This is a genomic window from Streptomyces sp. NPDC001700 (assembly GCF_053596435.1).
This window is the reverse complement of the sequence record NZ_JBSFGE010000029.1, coordinates 58260-79880: the sequence shown is the minus strand read 5'-3', so window position 1 is coordinate 79880 and position 21621 is coordinate 58260. Positions and strand designations below refer to the sequence as shown.

Below are 21621 nucleotides of genomic sequence, written 5' to 3'. Positions count from 1 at the left end.
GCGCCCGCCTCCCATGGGATTTGGCTACACTGTGGCACCGCGACATCACGCTATTCGGGGGAGGACTGATGTTGAAGCGAGCGGTGTCGACACCCGCGACATCCGAGGAGGGGGCGGCTTCGGCCGGTTCCCCTCGGACGCGCCGACTGTGCGCCTGGGCCTTGGACTTCGCGGTGAGCGTGGCGGTGGCCGTGCTGCTCGGCTGGCTCACCTTCCAGCGGATCAGCGCCGAGGTGCCCGATATGACGAGCCTGGCCGGGACGAGCGCCTGGGAGGTCATCACCTCGGACGGCGACGTGGCGGGGGTGGGCCGGGACGTCGGGGAGTCGCTGTGGCGGTCTTCCATGAGCGCCGTCCAGCAGGCGTTCGCGGCACTGGTCGTGTTCACCTTCGTCTACCACTTCGTCTCGCTGGCCGTCATGAGCCGTACGCCAGGGCAGGCGCTGGCGGCCCTGTGCGTCGTGCGGCGCGGCGGCGGCGGGAGGCCCGGCCGGGCCCGGGCCGCGGTGCGCGCCGCGGTGACCACGGTGGTCGATGTCGGCTGGTACGCACTGGCTTGCTGCCTGCTGGTCGGGGGTGAGATCGCGCTCTCGGTGCTGTGCTGGGTCGTGGCCGTGGTCTCCTTCGCCCTCAACTCCGGGTTGGCGCTGGTGGGTTCCCGCAGGTCGCTGGCCGACCGGCTGGCCGGTGTCACCGTCACCAGCGCGTGGCAGGTCCGTGCCGTGCTCGCCCGGGTCGGCGTACTGCGCTAGGCCCGCCGCCGGTCAGCCTCTGCTCTGTGCCCGTCGCTGCTATTTGGCGAAGTTTTAGCAAAAGTTCCACACTTCTTTCCTTCGTGATCGCATGCCGTTCATCATTCCGTTGCGCCGACGCTTCGCGGCCCACAACGGAGAGAGGTATGCGCATGCCGTCACGCATCGAGGCGCTGCGGGAACGAATGCTGCCCGCGCGATTGCGTGAAGAGCGCGCCGAGCAGCGCAAGGCGGCCGAGGCCGCAGCGGCGGCCGAAGCGGAGCGGCGGCGGCGCCGGGAGCGTATCGAGGCGCTGCGCCGGGCACTTCTCGAGTCGGACGGCGATCTGCGGCCGGTGACCGTCGAGGGGCGGACGTACTACGGCCGTCGCGTGGGTCACTTCCGGGCCGACGAGGCATCGGCCCGTAACCTCGCCCTGATCGGCGATGCCCTCGAACGCGCCGCCATCCCGTACTTCCTGGTCCCCGGCCGCTCCCGCGTCCGCCACGTCATCGGCATGCGCCTGGCCGACCGTAAACGGCTGCTGGAGACCCTGCGCGAGATCTACGGCTCCACCGCGCTGTACGTCATGAAGCCGGGCAGCGACCCGATGCCGACCGACGCGGTCCTGTACGCGGACGGAGCGCTGCCCACCTCGCTCAAACGCCAGGACACCCTGCGCTTCGGCGAGATCCTGCTCGGCCCCGCCGACCAGATACTCGCGGATCTCTCCTATGGCTGCGACGTCGAATTCTGGCACGAGGGACAGCAGTTACTGGACGACGGCGAGCGGGGTGCCGAACGGATCGCCGCGCTGCGGAGCCAGACGCCTCCGGCCGTGCTCGCCGACGCCCTGGTCGCACCCCGCCTCAACGCCGTCACCGACGCCCTGCCCGCTCAGGCGCGTATCCCCGCTTCCCGCGCGATCGAGGGCCGCGCCTACCCGACCTACCCGGATCTCTTCCAGCCCCGCATCGACACCGTCGACTTCCCCATCGACGTCGTCTACACCTGGGTCGACGGAGCGGACCCCGAGCTGGCAGCCAGGCGCGAGGCGCACCGGGGCGAGGGGAGCGAGGCGCCGCGCATCCATCCGCGCGAGACCGGTGTCTCCCGGTACACCAGCCACGACGAGCTGAAGTACTCCCTGCGCTCCCTGGAGATGTACGCCCCGTTCATACGGAACATCCACATCGTCACCGACGGTCAGACCCCTGCCTGGCTGAACACCGACGCTTCCGGCATCCAGATCGTGGATCACAAGGACATCTTCGCCGAGCCCGATGTCCTGCCGGTGTTCAACTCCCACGCCATCGAGACGCAGCTCCACCACATACCCGGCCTGTCGGAGCACTACCTCTACCTCAACGACGACGTCTTCCTCGGCCGTCCGGTGGGCGCGGGGCACTTCTTCCACGGCAACGGCATCGCCAAGCTCCCCTTCTCCCCCTTTCAGCTCGGTCTGGGCGCACCACACCCCGATGACCCCGCGCCGAACTCGGCGGGCAAGAACGTGCGGGGGCTCCTGCGCGAAACCCACGACCGGTTCACCGTCAACAAGTTCATGCACACCCCGCACCCCCAGCGGCGCGCGGTGATGGAGGAGCTGGAGAATCGCTTCGCCGAGGACATCGCCCGCACCAGCCGCGCACGTTTCCGCTCGGTCACCGACATCGCGATGACCACATCCCTGCACCACCACTACGCCTACCTCACGGGCCGGGCCGTGCCCGCCAAGTACAAGCTGCGCTACATCGACGTGGCCCGGCCGGACGTCACCGACGCGCTCGCCGAACTCGCCCGCTCCCGTGGCCACGACTTCTTCTGCCTGAACGACGTCAACACTCCCGAGCACGACAGGGAGCACGTCGCCGCCGCCCTCCACGCCTTCTTGGAGCACTACTTCCCCTTCCCCAGCCGCTACGAGCGAGCCCGTACGCACCCTTGACGGCCCCGTAGTCCTAGCTCGGACCCGGCTCGGCCTGATGCTCAAGTTCTTCGAGGTGGAGGGCCGGTTCCCGGAGTTCATCGAGGAGTTCCCACAGCCCGCTGTTCGAGTAGGTCGCCGGTCTGGCGAAGGTCCCTGCGACTGAGCTTGCGAAGTACGACCTGACGGGGGCGAAGCGGCACCGTAAGCAGATCCGGGAAGCCCTGAAGTTCCGGCCTGCGACGCTGGACGACGAGGAGCGGCTGACCGCGTGGCTGGCTGTGGAGGCATGCCCGGTCGAGCTGGTGGAGGACCGCCAGCGGGAGGCCTTGCTGGTCGAGTGCCGGGCGAGGAAGATCGAGCCGCCGGGCAGGTGGCCACTGGTCGCGGAGGACAACGAGGATGGTGCCGGCCTGCTGGCCCTCCTCAAGCGTGATCCGGGCGCGGTGGGGCTGGATTCGCTGCTGACGGAGATCACCAAGTTGAACGACGTACGCAGACTCGGGCTTCCCGAGGGGCTGTTCGCGGGCTGCTCGGAGAAGCTGCCGGCCGCGTGGCGGTCGAGGGCGATCAAGATGTACCCCTCGGACTTCCGGGACACCGCCGAGGACGCCCGGATCACCCTGCTCGCGGAGGCGAAGGCGAACGAGAAGGTCTTCAAGGCCAAGGTCCGCACCACCCTGCGGTCCTCCTACAGCTCGTACCACCGGCACTCGAAGGGGCTTTGCGCTGGTTGCCGGCGGCGCTCGCGGACGGCTCGGCGGGCGGGGTGAAGGTGACCACGCGGCACGGCGACCCGTGGATCACCGTGCCGAAGCTGAAGGAGCTGGACGAGCCGACGTTCGGGTCCTGGTCCAGCAACTTCATGACCGAGTACCACGCCCGCTACGGCGGTAACGGCGTGATGATCTACTGGCACGTGGAGCGGAAGAACGTCTGCATCTACTCGCAGCTGAAGTCCTGTTCGTCGTCCGAGGTCGCGGCAATGATCGAGGGACTGCTACGGCACTGCACGGACGCCGAGATCGAGTCGAACTACGTCGAAACACACGGCGCGTCTGTCGTTGGGTTCGCCTTCACCGAGCTGCTCAACTTCCGCCTGCTACCCCGGCTGAAGAACATCGGCAGCATCCGCCTGTACCGCCCGGACGACGACCCGCCCGGCTGGCCCGCGCTGCTGCTTCAGCAGGTCCTCGCGGATACTCCCGTGGTGGGACTGCCGTCTGTCAGGTCACTCGGCGGCGGATCCACCAGGCGCAGAACCCGGTCAGGGCCAGGGCGAGTGCGATGTAAAGCCCGGTCTCGGCCCATTGAAGGGCCCAGAAGTTCCCGGCGGCCTGGTACGTCACCTGCTGCTGGTAGCCCTGGGCACCGAGGTCGGCGATGCAGCCGTCGATTTGCTGCGCGGTGGGCGAGCCCGACTCGGGGCGCAGGCACTCGGCGAAGGACGACGGCAGGGAGGACCGCTGACCGGCGGCGTTCAGCGTCTGTTGGGAGGTTTCCCAGGCACCGGGCACTTCGGCCTGCGCAACGATCTCCTTGGCGCCTTCCTGGATGCTGATGGGGATACCGGTCGTGATCGGCACGGTGGTCTGATCCGAGGCGCCCAGATGAGGCCGGATCCACATCGGCACTGTGATCTGGACGGTGGCGTAGGCGATGAGTGCGGTTGCCATCGCGGCTAGGGTGCGGCGGATGACGAGGCCGAGGGCGACGCCCAGGACGAAGGCGAAGGCGGCATGGGCCATGGGGACGACACCGCGTGCGGCGAAGGCCACGGGGTCGAGCCGCGGGAAGTACGTGTCCGTCTCGGCACCGCCGTTGACAGCCCGGTCGATGGGGCTGCTCCACCAGCTCACCGCGAGTGCGGCCAGTCCTGCGGCGGTAGTGGAGGCCGCCGCACCAAGGCCCAGCTTGGTCGCCAGCCAGTGCGTGCGGGTGACGCCCTGGTTCCACGCGAGGTAGTGGGTGCCGGTCTCCAGTTCACGGGAGACCAGCGGCGCGCCCCAGAACATCCCGATGACCGCCGGCACGGCGAGCACAACCGCCAGTCCGGTGTAGTAGAGGGTCTGGTCCGAACTGGAGACCTGGTCCACCAGGTCGCTGCCGGCCGTCCGGTAGAGGTCGGCCAACTGCGGGCCGGTGACCGCGAGGGTGGCGGCGAGGGCAGCCACCGCGGCGAACAGCACGGCGGCCTGAGTGCGGAACTGGCGCCAGGTCAGCCAGATCATCGGAGTACCTCCAGTGCGGGTCGGGTGTCACGTACCGCATCGGCAGGCCGGGTCATGTAGGCCAGGACGATGTCTTCCAGGCCGAGCGGGCTGACGGTCCAGGAGGGATCGTGGACCGCGGTGTCGGTGCGCACCAGGAGAGTGGTCTGCCGGTCGGTGTGGCTGGTGGTGATGACGTGCTGACCGGCCGGGAGCGTGCCCGGGTCCCGGCGCGGGCCGGTAAGGCGGTGGTGGCAGGCGGTCAGGTCGTCGATGTCGCCGGCAACCTGTACCCGGGAGTCGACCAGGACGATGACGTAGTCGCAGGTCCGCTCCACGTCGGAGACCAGGTGGGAGGAGAGCACGACGCTCAGCTCGTGCTCGGCGACGGCCTCCATCAGGTCCTGCATGAACTCCCGTCGGGCGAGCGGGTCGAGGGCCGCGACCGGCTCGTCCAGGATGAGCAGTTCGGGGCGCTTGGCGATGCCCAGGGTGAGAGCGAGCTGCGCGCGCTGGCCGCCGGACAGCTTGCCGGCCCGCTGCTTCGGGTCCAGACCGAGGCGACGGATCCGGTCGCGCGCCACGGCGTTGTCCCAGTTCGGGTTGAGGCGCTTGCCGAAATCGAGGTGGTCGGCGACGCTCAGCGCGGCGTAGGTCGGGGTGTCCTGGGCGACAAAACCGACCTTGGCCAGCTGTTCCACACCCTCAGCAGGACGACCACCGCACACCTCGATGGTGCCGGCCGTCGGGGTCAGCATGCCGGAGGCTAACTTCAACAAGGTCGACTTGCCAGCGCCGTTGGGGCCGACCAGGCCGACCACCCTGCCGGGGGGGACGTCCAGGTCGCAGTTCTGCAGCGCCCAGCGCTGCTTGTACCTCTTGCCCAGGCCCTGGGCTCGCAAGACGGCGTTCACGCTACGTCCTCTCCGGCGGCGTTACGAAACGTGTTCAGGAACAGCGCCTCGATGCTCTCCTCATCGAGCCCAGCCAGCCGGGCCTTGGTCAGCCAGCGCTGCAGGTCCTTGCGCAGCGGTCCGTGCGCGGCGAGCGTGCCGTCGGCCAGCGTCCGGGTCACGAACGTCCCGACGCCGGGGCGGGGGGCCACCAGGCCTTCGTGCTCCAGCTCCCGGTACGCCTTGAGCACCGTGTTCGGGTTGACCGCCATCTGCTTGGCCACTTCCTTGACCGTCGGCAGCCGGTCCCCCTCCTTCAGCAGGCCCAGGCGCAGTGCGTGCTTCACCTGCTGGACCAGTTGCTGGTACGGGGACAGGCCGGACCGGCTGTTCAGGTGGAACTCAATCACCGGTTCCTCCATTTATCTAGTTGCCTAGCACTATAGCTCTTAAACTCGCGTCGAAAGCCTCCCGCCCCAAGCTCGACCAAGACCGCCGCAGCAAAGCCCTGAAAGCTACCAGCGGGTTACTTGCTCCCTGGTGTCCGAGCTGGGACTACAAGGCCTTGACGTGAGCTTCGCCGGGGCCCAGAGTGCCTGTTAATGCGCATTACTAATGCGCATTAACAGCCGACGGCCGAGGGGGAGTGCCGGTGGAGAAGCCACGCAAGCGGGCCAGGTCAGGGCAGGCGCCCGCAGCACCCGGCCGGACCTCGCGGCCCCGGCAGGCGGAGGTGGCACGGCTGGCCGGGGTTTCGCAGGCCACGGTCTCGCTCGTGCTCGGCGGCAAGAAGCAGGGCGCCGCGATCTCGCCGGAGACGCGGCAGCGGGTGCTCGACGCGGCGCTCAGCCTCGGCTACGTACCCGATCCGGCGGCCCGCAGGCTCGCCGCCGCGCGCAACGATCTGCTGGGCGTCTTCAGCTTCACCGCGACCTTCCCCACGGACGTGCAGCACTCGTACTACCCCTTCCTGGTCGGCGTGGAGCGGGAGGCCGCCGCCCGTGGTTACGACCTCGTGCTCTTCACCGGCTCCAGTTCCGGCGGCGCGGGAGCCTCCGGGCCGGACGCCCTGAGCCGGGTGCGGCTCGCCGACGGCTGCCTCTTCCTGGGGCGGCACGTGCCCACCGAGGAGCTGCGGCGGCTGGTCGGAGACGGTTTTCCCGTCGTACACGTGGGCCGCAGGGACGAGTTGGAGGGGCTGGCCTGGGTCGGTGCCGACTACGTGAGCGCCAGCCACGAGGTCGTCGTCCAGCTCGCCGCGCTCGGCCACCGACGCATCCTGCTCGTCCGCGAGGACGACGACGCGCCCGCCTCCACCGACCGCGAGCACGGTTTCCTCAAGGGGCTGGACGAAGCCGGACTGCCCGGCGGCCCCGACGCGGTCTTCCGCACCGCCGACCCCGCGCGCACGCTCTCCCCCGAGCGGCTGCGGGAGTGGCTGAACGACGGGGTGACCGCCCTGGTCGCCGAGGAGACCGACACCGGCGGCCCGTGGCGGGCGCTGCGTACCGCCGTCGATACGGCCGGGCTCGACTGCCCCCGCGACCTGAGCCTCGCCCTGCTGGGCAGCCCGCCCGCCGATCTCGCGGCCGAACCGGTCCCCACCGGGTTCGACATCCCCCGCCCCCAGCTCGGCGCCGCCGCCGTCCGACTGCTCGCCGCCCTGGTCGCGGGGGAGGAGGCGGACGAACCCCTCGTGGTCTGCCCCTTCCGGACCGGCGCCACGGCGGGACCCCCGCCCCGGCGCACCTGACGCTACGTAGGACCGCAGCACGCCGTACGACCAGCACGCCGTACGACCGCATCACGCCCGCCGCAACGCGCCACATCGCGCCCCAAGGAGGACCGTGACCAGCCAACCCGACATCCTCGTCGTCGGCGGTGGACTCGGCGGTGTCGCCGCCGCCCTCGCCGCCTGCCGCGCCGGCCGTACGGTCGTCCTCACCGAGGAGACCGACTGGATCGGGGGCCAGCTCACCTCCCAGGCCGTCCCGCCGGACGAGCACCCCTGGGTCGAGCAGTTCGGCGTCACCGCCTCCTACCGCGCGCTGCGCGAGGCCATCCGCGGCTACTACCGCGCCTGGTACCCGCTGCGCGCCGAGGCCGCCGCCCTGCCCCGCCTCAACCCCGGCGCCGGACGCGTCAGCAAGCTGTGCGCCGAACCGCGCGTCGCGCTGGCCGCGCTGGAGGGCCTGCTCGCCCCGTACCGTTCCGCCGGCCGGCTGACCCTGCTCACCGAACACCGCCCGGTGGCCGCCGAGTCCGAGGGCGACACCGTACGGTCCGTCACCCTGGAGGACTTACGCGGCGGTCGCCTGCGCACCTTCACCGCCCGCTACGTCCTCGACGCCACCGAGACGGGCGAACTGCTGGAGCTGGCCGGGGTCGAACACGCCCTGGGCGCCGAGTCCCGCGCCGAGTTCGGCGAACCGCACGCACCCGAGCGGGCCGACCCGCTCAACCAGCAGGGCATCACCTTCTGCTTCGCGCTCTCCCACCACGAGGGCGAGGACCACACGATCGAGAAGCCCGCCGACTACGACTTCTGGCGCGGCTACACCCCGGAGTTCTGGCCCGGCCCGCTGCTCGGCTTCCTGGCGCCCGACCCGCGCAGTCTGGAGGCGGTGCCGCGTACGTTCGTACCGAACCCGGACACCGACCCGCTCGCCGTCAGCGCCGACCAGTCCGCCGACGCCGGGGACAAGGAACTCTTCGGCTTCCGCCGCATCCTCGCGCGCAAGCTGCACCGGGACGGCGCCTTCGGCTCCGACATCACGCTCGTCAACTGGCCGCTCAACGACTACTGGCTCAAGCCGCTGATCGGCGCCGGGGAGCAGACCACGGCCGACGCGGTGCGCGAGGCCAGGCAGCTGTCGCTGTCCGTCCTGTACTGGCTCCAGACCGAGGCCCCGCGCCCCGACGGCGGCACCGGCTTCCCCGGCCTGCGACTGCGCCCCGACGTCATGGGCACCGAGGACGGCCTCGCCAAGGCCCCGTACGTGCGCGAGTCCCGCCGGATCAAGGCCGTCACGACCGTCACCGAACAGGACGTGGCGACCGACCTCGTCGGCCCCACCGGCGGCACCCGCTACCGGGACTCGGTCGGTGTCGGCAGCTACCGCATCGACCTCCACCCCTCGACCGGTGGCGACAACTACATCGACATCGGCTCCGTGCCGTTCGAGATCCCGCTCGGCGCGCTCATCCCGCGCCGGACGCGCAACCTGCTGCCCGCCGGAAAGAACATCGGCACCACCCACATCACCAACGGCTGCTACCGGCTGCACCCCGTCGAGTGGAACATCGGCGAGGTCGCGGGCGCGCTCGCCGCGCACTGCCTGGACGGGGGCGTCGAACCGCGTCAAGTGCAGGCCGAGGAGAAGCACTTCGACACCTTCGCCGCCCTGCTCGACCGCGCCGGAGTCGAACGCCACTGGCCGCAGGTGCGCGGCTACTGAACCTGAGGGCTACTGAGCCTCAGCCTGCTGGACCCCACCGGAGACCGGGAGCGGTACCACAAGGAGGTGCCCGGACCATGACCACCCACCGCATCCGCGTCGGCATCGACGTGGGCGGAACCTTCACCGACGCCGTGGCCGTAGACGCCACGACCTTCGACCTGCTCGGGCAGGTGAAGGTGCCCACCAGCCACCACCACGAGGACGGGGTCGCCCACGGCATCGTCGAAGCGCTCGGCCGTCTGCTCGAACAGACCGGACACGCCCCCGAGGACGTCGCCTTCCTCGCCCACGGCACGACCCAGGCCACCAACGCCCTGCTGGAGGGCGATGTGGCCACCGTCGGACTGCTCGGCCTCGGCACCGGGGCCGGGGCCTCCTTCACCCGCCGCCTCGCCGCCCTCGCCAAGCTGGAACTGACGCCCGGCAAGCGGCTTCCGCTGGTCTACGCCCATGTCGCCGACCCCGAGGACCGGACCGCCGTCGAACGGGCCGTCGACCAGGTGGTGCGCGGCGGGGCCCAGGTCCTCGTCGCCACCCAGCCCTTCAGCGTGGACCGCCCCGAGGGCGAGGACGCGGTGCGCGAGGTGGCGGCCGCGCGCGGTCTGCCGATGACCGCAGCGCACGACATCACCTCGCTCTACGGTCTGCGGAAGCGCAGCCGGACCGCCGTCGTCAACGCGGCGATCCTGCCGAAGATGTTCGCCACCGCCGACCTCGTGGACGCGTCCATCACCAAGGCAGGCGTCACCGCCCCGCTGATGGTGATGCGCTGCGACGGCGGCGTCATGTCGCTGGACGAGATGCGCCGCCGCCCGCTGCTGACCGTGCTCTCCGGCCCGGCGGCCGGGGTCGCCGGGGCGCTCATGGAGGAACGCGTCAGCGAGGGCGTCTTCCTGGAGACGGGCGGTACGTCCACGGACATCAGCGTCGTGCGCCGGGGCAAGGTCGCCGTGCGCCACGCGACCCTCCTCGGCAAGGCCTCGTACCTCTCCGCCCTCGACGTGCGCACCGTCGGCGTCGGCGGCGGCTCGATGATCCGGATCAGCGATGGGAAGGTGACCGCCGTCGGCCCGCGCAGCGCGCACATCGCCGGACTGCCCTACGCCTGCTTCGCCTCCGCCGATGACCTCGCGGGCGCGCGGCTCGCCACCGTCCGCCCGCTGCCCGAGGACGCCGGGGACCACGTCGTACTCGACGCTACGGGTGGCCGCTACGCCCTCACCCTGACCTGCGCCGCCAACGCCCTGGGCCGGGTCCCCGAGGGCGACTTCGCGCGCGCCGACCGCGATGTCGCCCGCGCCGCGCTCGCCCCGCTGGCCGAGGCCCTCGGCACCGATGTCGACACCGCCGCCACCCAGGTCCTGGACGCCGGTGTCGCCCGGGTCCGGAGCGTCGTCGAGACCATGATCGACGACTATCGCCTCGACAAGGACACCGTCCTGCTCGTCGGCGGGGGCGGCGGCGCCGCCTCCGTCACCCCGCATCTGGCCGCCACGACCGGCCGCGAGGGCCGCATCGCCGCCCACAGCGAGGTCATCAGCCCCCTCGGGGTCGCCCTCGCCCTGGTGCGCGAACAGATCGAGCGGATCATCCCCGGCGCAGGTCAGGAGGACATCCTCGCGGTGCGCGCCGAGGCCGAACGGGCCGTCGTCGCCCAGGGCGCCGCCGCCGGTGCCGTCGAGGTGGAGGTCACCGTCGACCCGCAGACCAGCACCGTACGCGCCGTCGCCACCGGCGCCACCGAACTGCGCACCCAGGACCGGGCCCACCGCGCCGACGGCGCCGAACGTCTGCGGCTGGCCGCCGCGAGCCTCAAGGTCCCCGCGCACCGGGTCGACATCCTCGCGGGCACCCCCGCCTACACCGTCTACGGCACCGAACTGCGCCGCAGGCTGCGCGGAGTACGCCACCCGGTGCGGGTGGTCGACGCCGACGGCGTGATCCGGCTGTACGCCCCGGACGCCCGCGTGGACACCACCACCGTCGGCTCCGCCCCGCAGACCCTCGCCGCCCTCGTGGACGCCGCCACCGCCTACGGCGACGGCGGTGTGCGCGCCCCGGCGCTGCGGCTGCTCATCGGCTCCCGTATCGCCGACCTCTCCGGGGTGCTCGATCCGCACCCCCTGCTCGCCCTGGCCCGCACCGAGTTGGAGGGGCGCCCGGGCGACGAGCCCGTCGTCGCGATCGTGGAGGAGCGCTCATGACCCGCCCCGGCGCCACCTTCGCGCACACCGGCCTCGCCGCCGTTGACGACATCGAGTACGGCGCGCGCTTCCTCGGCTCGCTCTCGCTGCACGAGGGCAGCGACCCCGCGCGCCTACGTCAGTGGGCCGTGGCCGCCGCCGAGTTCGGCGCCGCCCTGGCCCCCGCCCCGGCGCCCGCCCCGCTGCGGATCGTAGAGAGCGGAGGCGGACTGGAGCGCGGGCTGCTCGCCCGCTACACCTCCCGGCCGCCCACCGTCGAGCTGTACACGGACTCCATCGACGCGGTGGAGCGCCTGGTGGCCGCCCACGGCTGGCGGGCGTGGTTCCCGGCCGGTTCGGTCCGCGCCGCAGCCCTCGCCCACGAGGCGGTCCACGAACGGCTCCACCACGACCCCGAGCGCACCGCGCTCAAGCAGGCCCTCGGCCACACCGCGCTGCGCCTCGGGCGCCTTCGGGTCTTCGCGCACGTCGCGGGCGCCGACGAACTCGCCGCGCACGCCTACGCGCAAGCCGTCTGCGGCCTGGGCCGCAGCCCGCTTCTGCTGTCCGCCGCCCTGGCCGCGTCCGCCGTACCGCCCAAAGACACGCGTCTGCCGCACCGGCAAGAGAGAAGTAGGTCATGGGCATCGTCATCCTGATCGTCATGGCGGCCGGTGTCGCCGCGATCCTCACCAAGAAGCTCCCCACCGCCTTCGCGCTCGTCCTGCTCGGCGTGGTCATCGCCTTCGTCTCGGGCGCCCCGGTCACCGGCAAGGACAGCGTCTTCGACACGGTCCTCCAGGAGGGCGCGCCCGCGCTCGCCGCGACGATGATCGCGATCCTGCTGGGCTCCTGGCTGGGGAAACTGCTGGACGAGACCGGCATCGCGGGCACCCTCGTCCGCAAGATAGTCGAGTTCGGCGGCGACCGGCCCACGGTCGTCGCGCTCGGCGTGCTGCTCGTCTCGACCCTCGTCGGCACCGTGACCGGCTCCGCGCCCGCGGCGATGCTCGCGGGCATCATCGGCATCCCCGCCATGATCGCCGTCGGCATCCCCAAGGTGACGGCCGCCGGGACGATCCTCATGGGTATCGCCGCCGGAATGCCCTTCGAACTGCCGGTGTGGCAGTTCTTCTCCAGCGCCCTGGACCTGCCGGTCTCCGAGGTGCGCGACTTCATGGTCAAGCTGTTCCCGTTCGCACTGTTCGCCGCCGTCATGTTCGTCCTGGTCGAGTCCCGCAGGCGCGGGGTCGAACACACCTGGGCCTTCCGCACCGAGGCGCCGCGTACCAACGCACCACGTACCAAGACGCCGCGTACCAAGGCCGGTAAGCGGCGCGCCCGGCTCGGCGACGCGCCGTGGTACGCGCTGCTCACCCCCGTCGTACCGCTCGTGCTGGCGCTCGGCTTCGAGCTCGCGATCATCCCCTCGCTGCTCGCCGGGGTGCTCTACGCGCTCGTCACGACCACCCGCCCCCGCGAGATGAACCGGAGGCTGCTGCGCACCCTGTACGGCGGCTTCGAGGTGGCCGCCGCGCCCATCACGCTGTTCGTGGCCATCGGCATCCTGCTCGCCGCGGTCAAGCTCCCCGGCGCCGTGGACGCGCTCGAACCCCTCGTCACGGCGGTCAGCCCGCAGAACCCGGTGCTGTTCGTCGTGGTCTTCACGGCGCTGGTGCCGCTGTGCCTGTACCGCGGACCGCTCAATGTGTACGGCCTGGGCGCGGGCATCGCGGGCGTCCTCATCGCGGCCGGTATCTACCCGGCCGCCGCCGTCCTCGGCATCACCGCCTCCTACAACCAGGTGTTCGGCGTCGCCGACCCCACCAGCACCCAGACCGTGTGGAGCGCGCAGTACGCGGGGGTCGGCCCCCAGCAGGTGATGACGCGCACCCTGCCCTACGTCTGGTTCGCCGCCCTCGGCGGCTTCTGCGTCACCGCCGCCACCGCCCTCTGACCGCTCATCTCCGGCACCCACCCACCTCTACGTACGGGACGGAGCACACCATGCACGAGCCGCAGCACCCCAGCCGCCGCATCCTCCTCACCTCGGCCGCCGCGACCACGGCGGCGCTCGCCGTCGGCGCGACGGCCTCCCCGGCGCTCGCCGCCCCCGGCGGGTTCCCCGACTACCGTTACGTCAAGACCCTCCTGACGCCCGCGCAGCTCAAGTACAACCCCACCGGCGAGATCATCTTCCCGTGCATCCGGGGCACCAAGGGGCGGCTCTCCGCACCGCTGGGCCGCTACTACCTCTACTACGCGCCGCACGACGCGCCCGGCGGGATCTGCCTCGCCTACGGGGACCACATCGAAGGGCCCTTCACCGAGTACCCGCACAACCCGATCGTCTCGAACCGCTGGCAGCCGCACTACTCCGTGACCCACGTCTCCTCCCCGCACGTGATGTGGAACGAGAGCGCCAAGGAGATGTGGCTCTACTTCCACGGCGAGAACCACACGACGCGGCTGGCCCGCTCCAAGGACGGCATCACCTTCACGTACGACAAGGTGGTCCTCACGGCGTCCATGCTGCCCGCGGGCACCAATGAGACCTCGTACGCCCGGGTCTTCCCGTACGAACTGCCCGCGCGCAAAGCCCACTTCGTGATGCTGTTCATGCTGAACAACACCACCAACCACCGGGACATCCACTGGGGCTGGTCGGCCGACGGCCGCACCTGGACCTTCGACCAGAAGGCCCTCGTCCGCCACACCGACGTCTCGGCCGTCAACATCGGCGGCCCGCATCTGCTGACCCGCGGCGGCAGCGCGTTCGTCGTCTACAACAAGGACAAGCAGAGCGGCGGCGACCTCATGATCACCGAGGTGGGGAAGGACTTCACGCTCCGCCGCCACCTCGGCCGCTTCTACGACTCCGCGAACGGCGCCCCCGACAACGGCCGCAGCGCCGCGCCCAGTTTCGGCACCGAAGGGGGAGTGCCCTACATGGTCTACGAGGCCGGTGAACGCCTCAAGGGCAGCATCGCGGTCGCCCGGGGCTGACCGGCCCGCCGAAGTCCGCCGGGAGCAGGGCGGGGAGGGCGGGGGGCGGGGACTTTCGACGGGTCGAGGACAAAGTATGGACGGTTCGGGGTGTTGTTCGTACGCTGGGCGGCGCTTTCGTACGGACGTCTGCGTGCATCACGGCGGAATGCCGCCGCACTCCCCGTACGTGGACGAACTCCACTCCGCGACCGCGGTCCACCGCAGGTCGCGCCGCCTCGCGCCCAGCAGGAGGAAGAGTGACGTCACGCAAGTGCCTCCGTAGCCATCGCCGTAGACCACGAAGACTCCCCGGCCTGCTCCTCGCGGCCCTGATGGCCGCCGGTCTCGCGACACCGGCGGCCGGGGCGGACGAGAAGCCGTCAGCGGACCTGCCGCCCCAGGAACCCGGCGTCACCCTCCGCGTCTTCGATGTCCAGTCCCCGCTGAGCAAGCTGTGCGACCTCAAACCGGCCCAGACGCCCAACGTCGACAAGCTGATCCCCACCGCCGACTGGTCCTCCACGGAGGGCTTCGGCTTCAGCGACAACTTCATGTCGCAGATCATCGGCAATATCAACGTCCCCGCCGATGGCGCCTACGCCTTCCGCCTGATCAGCGACGACGGCTCCCGGCTGCTCATCGGCGGCAAGAGGGTCATCGACCACGACGGGCTGCACGCCGCCGAGCCCAAGGACGGCGAGATCACCCTCACCCCCGGCTACCACCCCCTGCGGATCGACCACTTCGACCGCGGTGGCGAGCAGCAGGTCACCCTCCAGTGGAAGCCGCCGGGCGCCGCCGAGTTCACCCTCGTCCCGAACTCCGTGCTCAGCACCGACGCCGGTGTCGTCCGGGTCACCGCGCCCGGCCGCAAGGAGTGCGAGGGAAGCTACGACACCCCCGGCGACGGCCTCCCGCTGACCTCGGTCAACCCCGGCTACACCCTCACCGATCTGCGCCCCGAGGGCTTCGAGCCGCAGGTCTCCGCGATGGACTGGCTGCCGGACGGCCGCCTCGCCGTGACCACGTGGGGCGGCAGTGCCAAGACCCAGGGGGAGGTGTACGTCCTCGACCACGTCACGGGCGACACCGGACCCGAGAAGGTCACGTACCAGAAGATCGCCGACGGCCTGAGAGAGCCGATGGGGATCAAGTACGTCGGCGGAAAGCTGTACGTCTCGGAGAAGCACCAGCTCACCGAGTTGTCCGACACCGAGGGCGGCAACACCCCGGACGAGATCCGCAAGGTCGCCGAGTGGCCGTACGGCGGAAACTTCCACGAGTTCGCCTTCGGACTGCTCTACGAGCGCGGAAACTTCTATCTCAACCTGTCCGTCGCCATCAACCAGGGCGGTGCGACGACCGATCCGCAGCCCGCCCAGAACCGCGGCACCACCATCAAGGTGAACAAGAAGACCGGAAAGGTCAGCTACCTGGCAGGCGGCCTCCGCACCCCGAACGGCATCGGACGGGGCCCGGAGGGCGAGCTGTTCGTCACCGACAACCAGGGCGGCTGGCTGCCCGCCTCCAAGCTCGTCCACATCAAGAAGGACCGGTTCTTCAACCACCACACCAACCCGGACGGCCCGTTCGACGACCGCGCGGTCACCAAGCCGGTGCTCTGGCTGCCGCAGAACGAGATAGCCAACTCGCCCAGCACACCGATGCTGCTGAAGAAGGGCCCCTTCGCCGGGCAGATGCTCTTCGGCGACGTCACCTACGGCGGACTCCAGCGGGCCGACCTGGAGAAGGTGGACGGCGAATACCAGGGCGCGGTGTTCCGGCACACCCAGGGCCTGGAGGCGGGCATCAGCCGCATCTCCACCGGGCCGGACGGCGCGATCTACGCGGGCGGCCTCGGCGCCGACGGAAACTGGGGCCAGGAAGGCAAACTCCGCTTCGGCCTGCAGAAACTCACGCCGAACGGCAAGAGCGCCTTCGACATCAAGACCATGCGCGCCACCCGCGACGGCTTCGAACTCACCTACACCAAGCCCCTGTCGGAGGAGACCGCCGCCAAGCTGACGAGCGGCGCCTACTCCGTCGAGCAGTGGCGCTACGTCCCCACCCCGGCGTACGGCGGCCCCAAGGTAGACGAGGAGACCCTCCCCGTCACGGCCGCACGGCTCTCCGACGACCGGCGCCGGGTCCGGCTCACCATCCCCGGCCTGAAGACCGACCGGGTGGTGCACCTGCGCTCACCGCGCCCGTTCTCCTCGGCCCAGGGTGAGCAGCTCTGGTCCACCGAGGCCTGGTACACCCTCAACGCGCGCCCGGGTCCCGAGCAGCCCGTCACCTCGTACGACGCCGAGTCGGCGCGGCTGTCCGGCGGGGCGGACATCGACACCGAGCACGCCGGTTACACCGGCGGTGGCTTCGTCGACGGCTTCGGAACCCCGGGCGCCACCGCCACCTTCGAGGTCGACGCACCCGCGAAGGGCGGCTACGACGTGGCACTGCGCTACGCCAACGGCACCAACCCCTTCACCGGTACCAAGACGATCGGCGTCAGTGTGGACGGCGGGCAGGCGCGGCAGACCAGCCTCCCTTCCACCGGGGCCTGGAACCGCTGGTCCACCACGACCGAGCGGCTCACCCTACGCAAGGGCCGCAACACCATCACCTACACCCATCGGCCCGAGGACACCGGCCACGTCAACCTCGACATGATCGAGGTACGGAAACCCGGCAGCCGCGTCGACCTGTTCTCCGGCGGCAGCGCCTCCACCGCCTGGCAGCACACCGACGGCCGAGGCGTCCAATGGCCGCACACCGCCGAGGACTCCATCGAGGTGTGCTGCGGCGACATCCGCACCAAACAGGCCTATCGCGACTTCCGGCTGCACGCCGAGTTCCGGGTGCCGAAACTGCCGGACGACGTCACCGGGCAGGACCGTGGGAACAGCGGCGTCTACCTCCAGGAGCGGTACGAGATCCAGATCCTGGACTCCTTCGGCGTGGAGAAACTCGCCCAGGACGAGGCCGCGTCCATCTACAACAAGAAGGCCGCCGACCTGAACGCCGCCACCGCGCCGGAAACCTGGCAGACGTACGACATCGACTTCCGCGCGGCCCGCTTCGACACCGAGGGCCGGAAGACCGGCGACGCCAGGATCACCGTCGTGTGGAACGGGAAGAAGGTCCACGACAACGTGGCGGTGGACGGCCCGACCGGCGGCGGCGACCCCGAATCGGCCGCGGCGGGCGCGATCCGGCTCCAGGACCACGGCAACAAGGTCCGCTTCCGGAACCTCTGGATCGAACCGCTGGACTGACGGCCATGAAAGACCCCAACTGACCAGCACAGACTGGCGAAGGGGTCACTCGATCGTGATTTCCTCCCCCGTTCGTGTCCACGGTGGCGCGAGGCTCTGCACGGCGGTGTGTGGCCGCCGCCCGGACGCGCAACGGTGGGGGAGATCGCATGAGTCAAGAGTCGGGACGAAACGGGGGCCGGGACAGCCAGGCGCTGGTGCTGGCCGCGGGGCTGGCCGATCTGGCGGTGAGCACGCTGGGTTCGGCCCTGGGGACGGTACGAGGGCTGCTGCGCCGCTCGGACACCGGGGAGCTGGCGGCGGAGGCCGAGCATGACCTGATGGCGCGGGGGCGCCTGGCGCTGGACCGGTACACGGCCATGCCCCCGGCCCACCTGGAGGTCCTTGCCCGCCACGCGCGGTCCCGGAGGGCCACCGATGACGTGTGACCCGTGGGAACCGGGCGCCTACAAGGACCGCGTCGATGAGGTGCTGCGCGGCTTCGTCGCCCAGGAGGCCGACGAGTTCGCCGCCATCGACCCGAGCCTGAGCGCGGTGGCCGAGGCGCTGGAGGCGGCGGTCGCGGGCGGCAAGCGGCTGCGGGCGGCCTTCTGCTACTGGGGATGGCGTTCGGTCGGACAGCCCGACAGCGACGCGCTGGTACGGGCGGCCGCCTCCATGGAGCTGGTGCACGCGGCAGCGGTCGTGCACGACGACCTCATCGACGACAGCCCCCTGCGGCACGGGCGGCCCACGGTCCACATCGCACTGCGCGACGCCGTGGGGCACCGCCCGGACGACGACACCGCAGCGCGGTCGCTGGCCATGCTGGTCGGGGATCTGCTGATGGCGCTGGCCGGGCAGCTGTTCGCCACCAGCGGTCTGCCCGCCGCGTACACCGTCCGGGCCCGCCCGTTATGGACGGTGATGGCCCGTGAGCTGATCGCGGGCGAGTGCCTGGAGATCCTGCGCACCGGAGCCGGTCCGGACGGCGCCGACACCGAGGCGTCGCTGAAGGTGATCCGCTACAAGGCGGCCAAGTACACCGTCGAGCATCCCCTGCTGATCGGTGGCGCGCTGGCCGGGGCGGGCGCGCGGCTGCGCGAGGGCTACTCCGCGTACGGGCTGCCGCTGGGCGAGGCGTTCCAGCTGCGGGACGACCTGCTCGGCCTGTTCGGGGACCCGGAGCGCACCGGCAAGGTCAACGCCGACGATGTGCGCGGCCAGCGGCCCACGGCGCTGCTGGCGGAGACGTGGCGCCTCGCCGACGACGCCGAACGGGGGCTGCTGCGTGGTCTGTTGGGCCGGAGCGATCTGGACGGGGACGGCCTGGACGCGGTGCGCGAGGTGATGCGCCGTCTGAGGGCGCCCGACCGTATCGAGGACATGATCAGGGGGCGTGTCGAGGAGGCGCTGGACGCCCTCCACGGGCTGGACGTACCGGCGCACGCCACCGCCGCCCTGACCGCGCTGGCGCATTCGGCGGCGGTCCGCCTGTCGTGAAGACGTTCCCGGACGATCCCCGACGAATCCGTAAGACAAGGAGCCCTGCCATGACCTACACCGAGGCATCGATGGACGCCCTGCGGCAGGCCGGTGACGAACTCGCCGACGCCACCGTCGCCGCCCTCTTCGAACGGGGCGAGGTCGGCAAGTTCAACACGCTGATGCGCTACGTCTCCACCGCGGGCGCGCCCCTCCCGGACGGGCTGCCCGACGTGGCGCGCGAGTACCTGGAGGCCACCAGCGCCCCGCCGTCCTGGGTGGACTGGTCGGAGATGGAGAAGGCCCGGCTGTTCTTCATCGACAACAACGTCCACATCACCACCGCCCTGTCCTTCGCCTCCATGCCCGCCTGCTATCTCGTCCCGCCCGTCGCGAAACTGCTGTCGACCACCCACGGGCTGAAGTACCCCTCCAAGCGGATGGCGGAGACCGGCCAGTTCACCGTCTACCTCATGCAGCCCGACGCCTTCGAGGCGGGCAGCCGCTTCATCCCCGCGGCCCAGAAGGTCCGCCTCCTGCACGCCTCCATCCGCCACCACCTCAAGAGCGAGAACCGCTGGGACACCGACGCCGACGGGACGCCGATCTGTCAGGAAGACATGATCGGTGGGCAGATGTTCTTCTCGATGCTCGTCCTGGACAGCCTGCACCGCCTCGGCATCCACATGTCCCAGGAAGGCGCGGAGGCCTACTACTACGCGTGGCGGGTCGTCGGCGCGATGCTCGGCGTCGCCGAGGACGCCGTCCCCAAGACCCTGGACGAGGCCCGCCAGTTCCTCGACCTGTACATGGTCCGCCACATGGGGCCGTCCGAGGCGGGCACGACCCTGACCCGGCAGCTGATCGACCTGTACGAGGAGGTGGTGCCCGGCACCTTCTTCGACCCGATCGTCTCCGCCCTCATCCGCTACCTCATCGGCGACACCTGCGCCGACTGGCTCCAGGTGCCGCGCACACCGTGGGACACCGTCACCAAGGCCGTGCCCCATCTGCTCGGCGTCCTGGAGAGCATCGAGGACCGCTCCCCGCTCGGCGCCTGGGCCCTGGACCGCCTCGGCCATCTCACCGCCGTCTTCGAGCTGTCCTCCCTCACCCGTGGACGCGTCATGCACTACGCGATCCCCGAACAGCTCAAGAAGGACTACGGGGTCTCCAGCGCGGTACCCCGCACCCACCGGTGGGCCCCGCCAGCCGCCACCGTCTCCTGACGACCGAGCCGGGGCCTACCGGCCGAGGTGGAACCGGATGGCGGTGCCGTCCGGGCCGGTGTGCACCCGGACCAGATCGGCGACCTGGTGCACCATGAGCAGGCCCCGGCCGCCGAGCTGACCGGGCGCGGCCGGGCGCCGCCCGGCCAGCGGGTCGCTCAGGCGGCCGCCGTCCTCGACCTGGCACAGCACCTGCCCGGCCCGCGCCCAGACCCGTACCGTGCCGTGGCCGTCGCCGTGCACCACGCTGTTGGTGGTCAACTCGGCGACGGCCAGGGCCAGATCGCCCAGCCGCTGCCCGGTGAGGCCGAACCGCTCACCGGCCGCGACCGCGAAGTCGCGGGCGACGGGCAGCCGGTCCGCGTCGAAGGAGAAGACGGCGATCCCGGCGGGCGGGGGCAGCGGCTCGTTGTGCGCCGCGATGGCCTGCTGGGGCGCGTAGCCGTGGCTGGGGCGCTCCCGGCCGTCCTCGATGACCACCGGATGGGTCAGCCACGCGTCGCCGAGCGCGTCGGCGTCCAGCCCGCCCGTGTCGTACGGGCACAGGATGGTGACCGCGCGGCCGAGGAAGGCCAGGTTGATCAGCGCCTCGTGCTGGACGCACGGGCCGTACTCGGCCTCGGTGCGCCCGGCCCAGATGGGTTCGCCGATGATCCGTACCCGGCCGCCGGGATGCCGGTCCGCGAAGTCCCGCAGCACGGCGGGGATGATCCGCCCGGGGTTGCGCCCGGCCTCGGCCATGTCGAGGAACCGCACGCGCTCGCCGTCCCGCCCCAGCGCCGCCCGCAGCAGCCGGAGGTTGGCGCCGGGCACGGCCACCGCGACCGGCTCGGCGGCGCGCAGCCCGTCGCGTACGAACGGCAGGGTGCCCGCGAGATAGTCCTCGTCGTCCCGGTAGAAGAGGGCCGGGTGGACGAAGGGATCGGCGACGGCTTCGGCGCTCACCACGGCCTCACCCCGATCACGGACGGACAGGGCCCGGATCCGGCCCCGGACGACTCCGGACGAATCGCCCAGTGAGCGGCCGGAGGTCCGGACCACCCTACCCAAGGGGGCCCGGCGCGACCGTACGCGGCTCCGAGGGGGCGGGCACCGGGCCGCGGAGTGGAATCCGGCCAGCTGACGCGAGCCCGTTCTCCGCACAACAAGGACAATAGTTGCCGCATGGCAAATGTGGCAGTATGACGCATCGGAGCGTCTGATCACTCCCGGGCCGAAGGCTCACCGGTCCCTGAGGGGCACCCGGTGGGCGGGACCGC

17 protein-coding genes and 1 pseudogene are annotated in these 21621 nt (G+C 71.0%); 14 read left to right on the top strand and 4 right to left on the bottom strand.

The window, feature by feature from the left end:
- Positions 1-68: 68 nt before the first annotated feature.
- The 4 genes and pseudogenes from ACWC5C_RS35915 to ACWC5C_RS35900 form a co-directional block, all read left to right on the top strand.
- Complete coding sequence (locus tag ACWC5C_RS35915; protein WP_450882500.1) at positions 69-752, top strand: RDD family protein; 684 nt, start codon at positions 69-71, stop codon at positions 750-752.
- Between the two features lie 152 nt (positions 753-904).
- Positions 905-2680, top strand: a complete 1776-nt coding sequence (locus tag ACWC5C_RS35910) for a stealth family protein (protein ID WP_450882555.1) — start codon at positions 905-907, stop codon at positions 2678-2680.
- Positions 2681-2940: 260 nt separating this feature from the next.
- On the top strand, positions 2941-3432 hold the full coding sequence (locus tag ACWC5C_RS35905) for a hypothetical protein (protein WP_450882498.1): 492 nt from the start codon (positions 2941-2943) through the stop codon (positions 3430-3432).
- A gap of 56 nt (positions 3433-3488) precedes the next feature.
- Positions 3489-3806, top strand: a pseudogene (locus ACWC5C_RS35900) (Tn3 family transposase); the annotation flags it as partial.
- Between the two features lie 79 nt (positions 3807-3885).
- Here the strand turns inward: ACWC5C_RS35900 and ACWC5C_RS35895 are convergent.
- Genes ACWC5C_RS35895 through ACWC5C_RS35885 form a run of 3 tightly spaced genes read right to left on the bottom strand, consistent with a single transcriptional unit; the run spans position 3886 to position 6184 of the window.
- Positions 3886-4890 carry a transporter gene (locus tag ACWC5C_RS35895; RefSeq protein WP_450882497.1) on the bottom strand — a complete coding sequence of 335 codons (1005 nt, stop codon included), beginning with the start codon at positions 4888-4890 and terminating at the stop codon, positions 3886-3888.
- On the bottom strand, positions 4887-5783 hold the full coding sequence (locus ACWC5C_RS35890; RefSeq protein ID WP_450882495.1) for an ABC transporter ATP-binding protein: 897 nt from the start codon (positions 5781-5783) through the stop codon (positions 4887-4889). Before ACWC5C_RS35890 ends, ACWC5C_RS35895 begins: the two co-directional genes overlap by 4 nt.
- Positions 5780-6184 (bottom strand): GntR family transcriptional regulator, encoded by a 405-nt coding sequence (locus tag ACWC5C_RS35885; RefSeq protein ID WP_450882493.1) that lies wholly within the window; start codon positions 6182-6184, stop codon positions 5780-5782. Before ACWC5C_RS35885 ends, ACWC5C_RS35890 begins: the two co-directional genes overlap by 4 nt.
- Positions 6185-6414: 230 nt before the next feature.
- Between ACWC5C_RS35885 and ACWC5C_RS35880 the strand changes: the two genes are divergently transcribed.
- From ACWC5C_RS35880 to ACWC5C_RS35835, 10 genes are all read left to right on the top strand, one after another.
- On the top strand, positions 6415-7515 hold the full coding sequence (locus tag ACWC5C_RS35880; protein ID WP_450882491.1) for a LacI family DNA-binding transcriptional regulator: 1101 nt from the start codon (positions 6415-6417) through the stop codon (positions 7513-7515).
- A gap of 94 nt (positions 7516-7609) precedes the next feature.
- On the top strand, positions 7610-9220 hold the full coding sequence (locus ACWC5C_RS35875; RefSeq protein ID WP_450882489.1) for an FAD-dependent oxidoreductase: 1611 nt from the start codon (positions 7610-7612) through the stop codon (positions 9218-9220).
- A 77-nt stretch (positions 9221-9297) separates the two neighbouring features.
- A complete protein-coding gene (locus ACWC5C_RS35870) occupies positions 9298-11427 on the top strand; it encodes a hydantoinase/oxoprolinase family protein (protein WP_450882487.1) in 2130 nt (709 codons plus the stop codon).
- Positions 11424-12065: a hypothetical protein gene (locus ACWC5C_RS35865; RefSeq protein WP_450882485.1), complete on the top strand. Its 642-nt coding sequence runs from the start codon at positions 11424-11426 to the stop codon at positions 12063-12065. Before ACWC5C_RS35870 ends, ACWC5C_RS35865 begins: the two co-directional genes overlap by 4 nt.
- Complete coding sequence (locus ACWC5C_RS35860; RefSeq protein WP_450882483.1) at positions 12047-13363, top strand: transporter; 1317 nt, start codon at positions 12047-12049, stop codon at positions 13361-13363. The genes ACWC5C_RS35865 and ACWC5C_RS35860 overlap by 19 nt, the downstream gene beginning before the upstream one ends.
- Before the next feature lie 50 nt (positions 13364-13413).
- A complete protein-coding gene (locus tag ACWC5C_RS35855) occupies positions 13414-14412 on the top strand; it encodes a hypothetical protein (RefSeq protein WP_450882481.1) in 999 nt (332 codons plus the stop codon).
- A gap of 239 nt (positions 14413-14651) precedes the next feature.
- Positions 14652-17669, top strand: a complete 3018-nt coding sequence (locus tag ACWC5C_RS35850) for a family 16 glycoside hydrolase (RefSeq protein WP_450882479.1) — start codon at positions 14652-14654, stop codon at positions 17667-17669.
- 149 nt (positions 17670-17818) lie between these two features.
- On the top strand, positions 17819-18097 hold the full coding sequence (locus ACWC5C_RS35845) for a polyprenyl synthetase (RefSeq protein WP_450882477.1): 279 nt from the start codon (positions 17819-17821) through the stop codon (positions 18095-18097).
- Positions 18087-19151 (top strand): polyprenyl synthetase family protein, encoded by a 1065-nt coding sequence (locus tag ACWC5C_RS35840; RefSeq protein ID WP_450882475.1) that lies wholly within the window; start codon positions 18087-18089, stop codon positions 19149-19151. The genes ACWC5C_RS35845 and ACWC5C_RS35840 overlap by 11 nt, the downstream gene beginning before the upstream one ends.
- A gap of 50 nt (positions 19152-19201) precedes the next feature.
- Entirely contained in the window at positions 19202-20362 is a 1161-nt protein-coding gene (locus ACWC5C_RS35835; RefSeq protein WP_450882473.1) for an oxygenase MpaB family protein, read from the top strand.
- A 15-nt stretch (positions 20363-20377) separates the two neighbouring features.
- Here the strand turns inward: ACWC5C_RS35835 and ACWC5C_RS35830 are convergent, their stop codons facing one another.
- Positions 20378-21307, bottom strand: coding sequence for an anti-sigma factor RsbA family regulatory protein (locus ACWC5C_RS35830; protein WP_450882471.1), 930 nt, complete (start codon positions 21305-21307; stop codon positions 20378-20380).
- Positions 21308-21621: the final 314 nt, after the last annotated feature.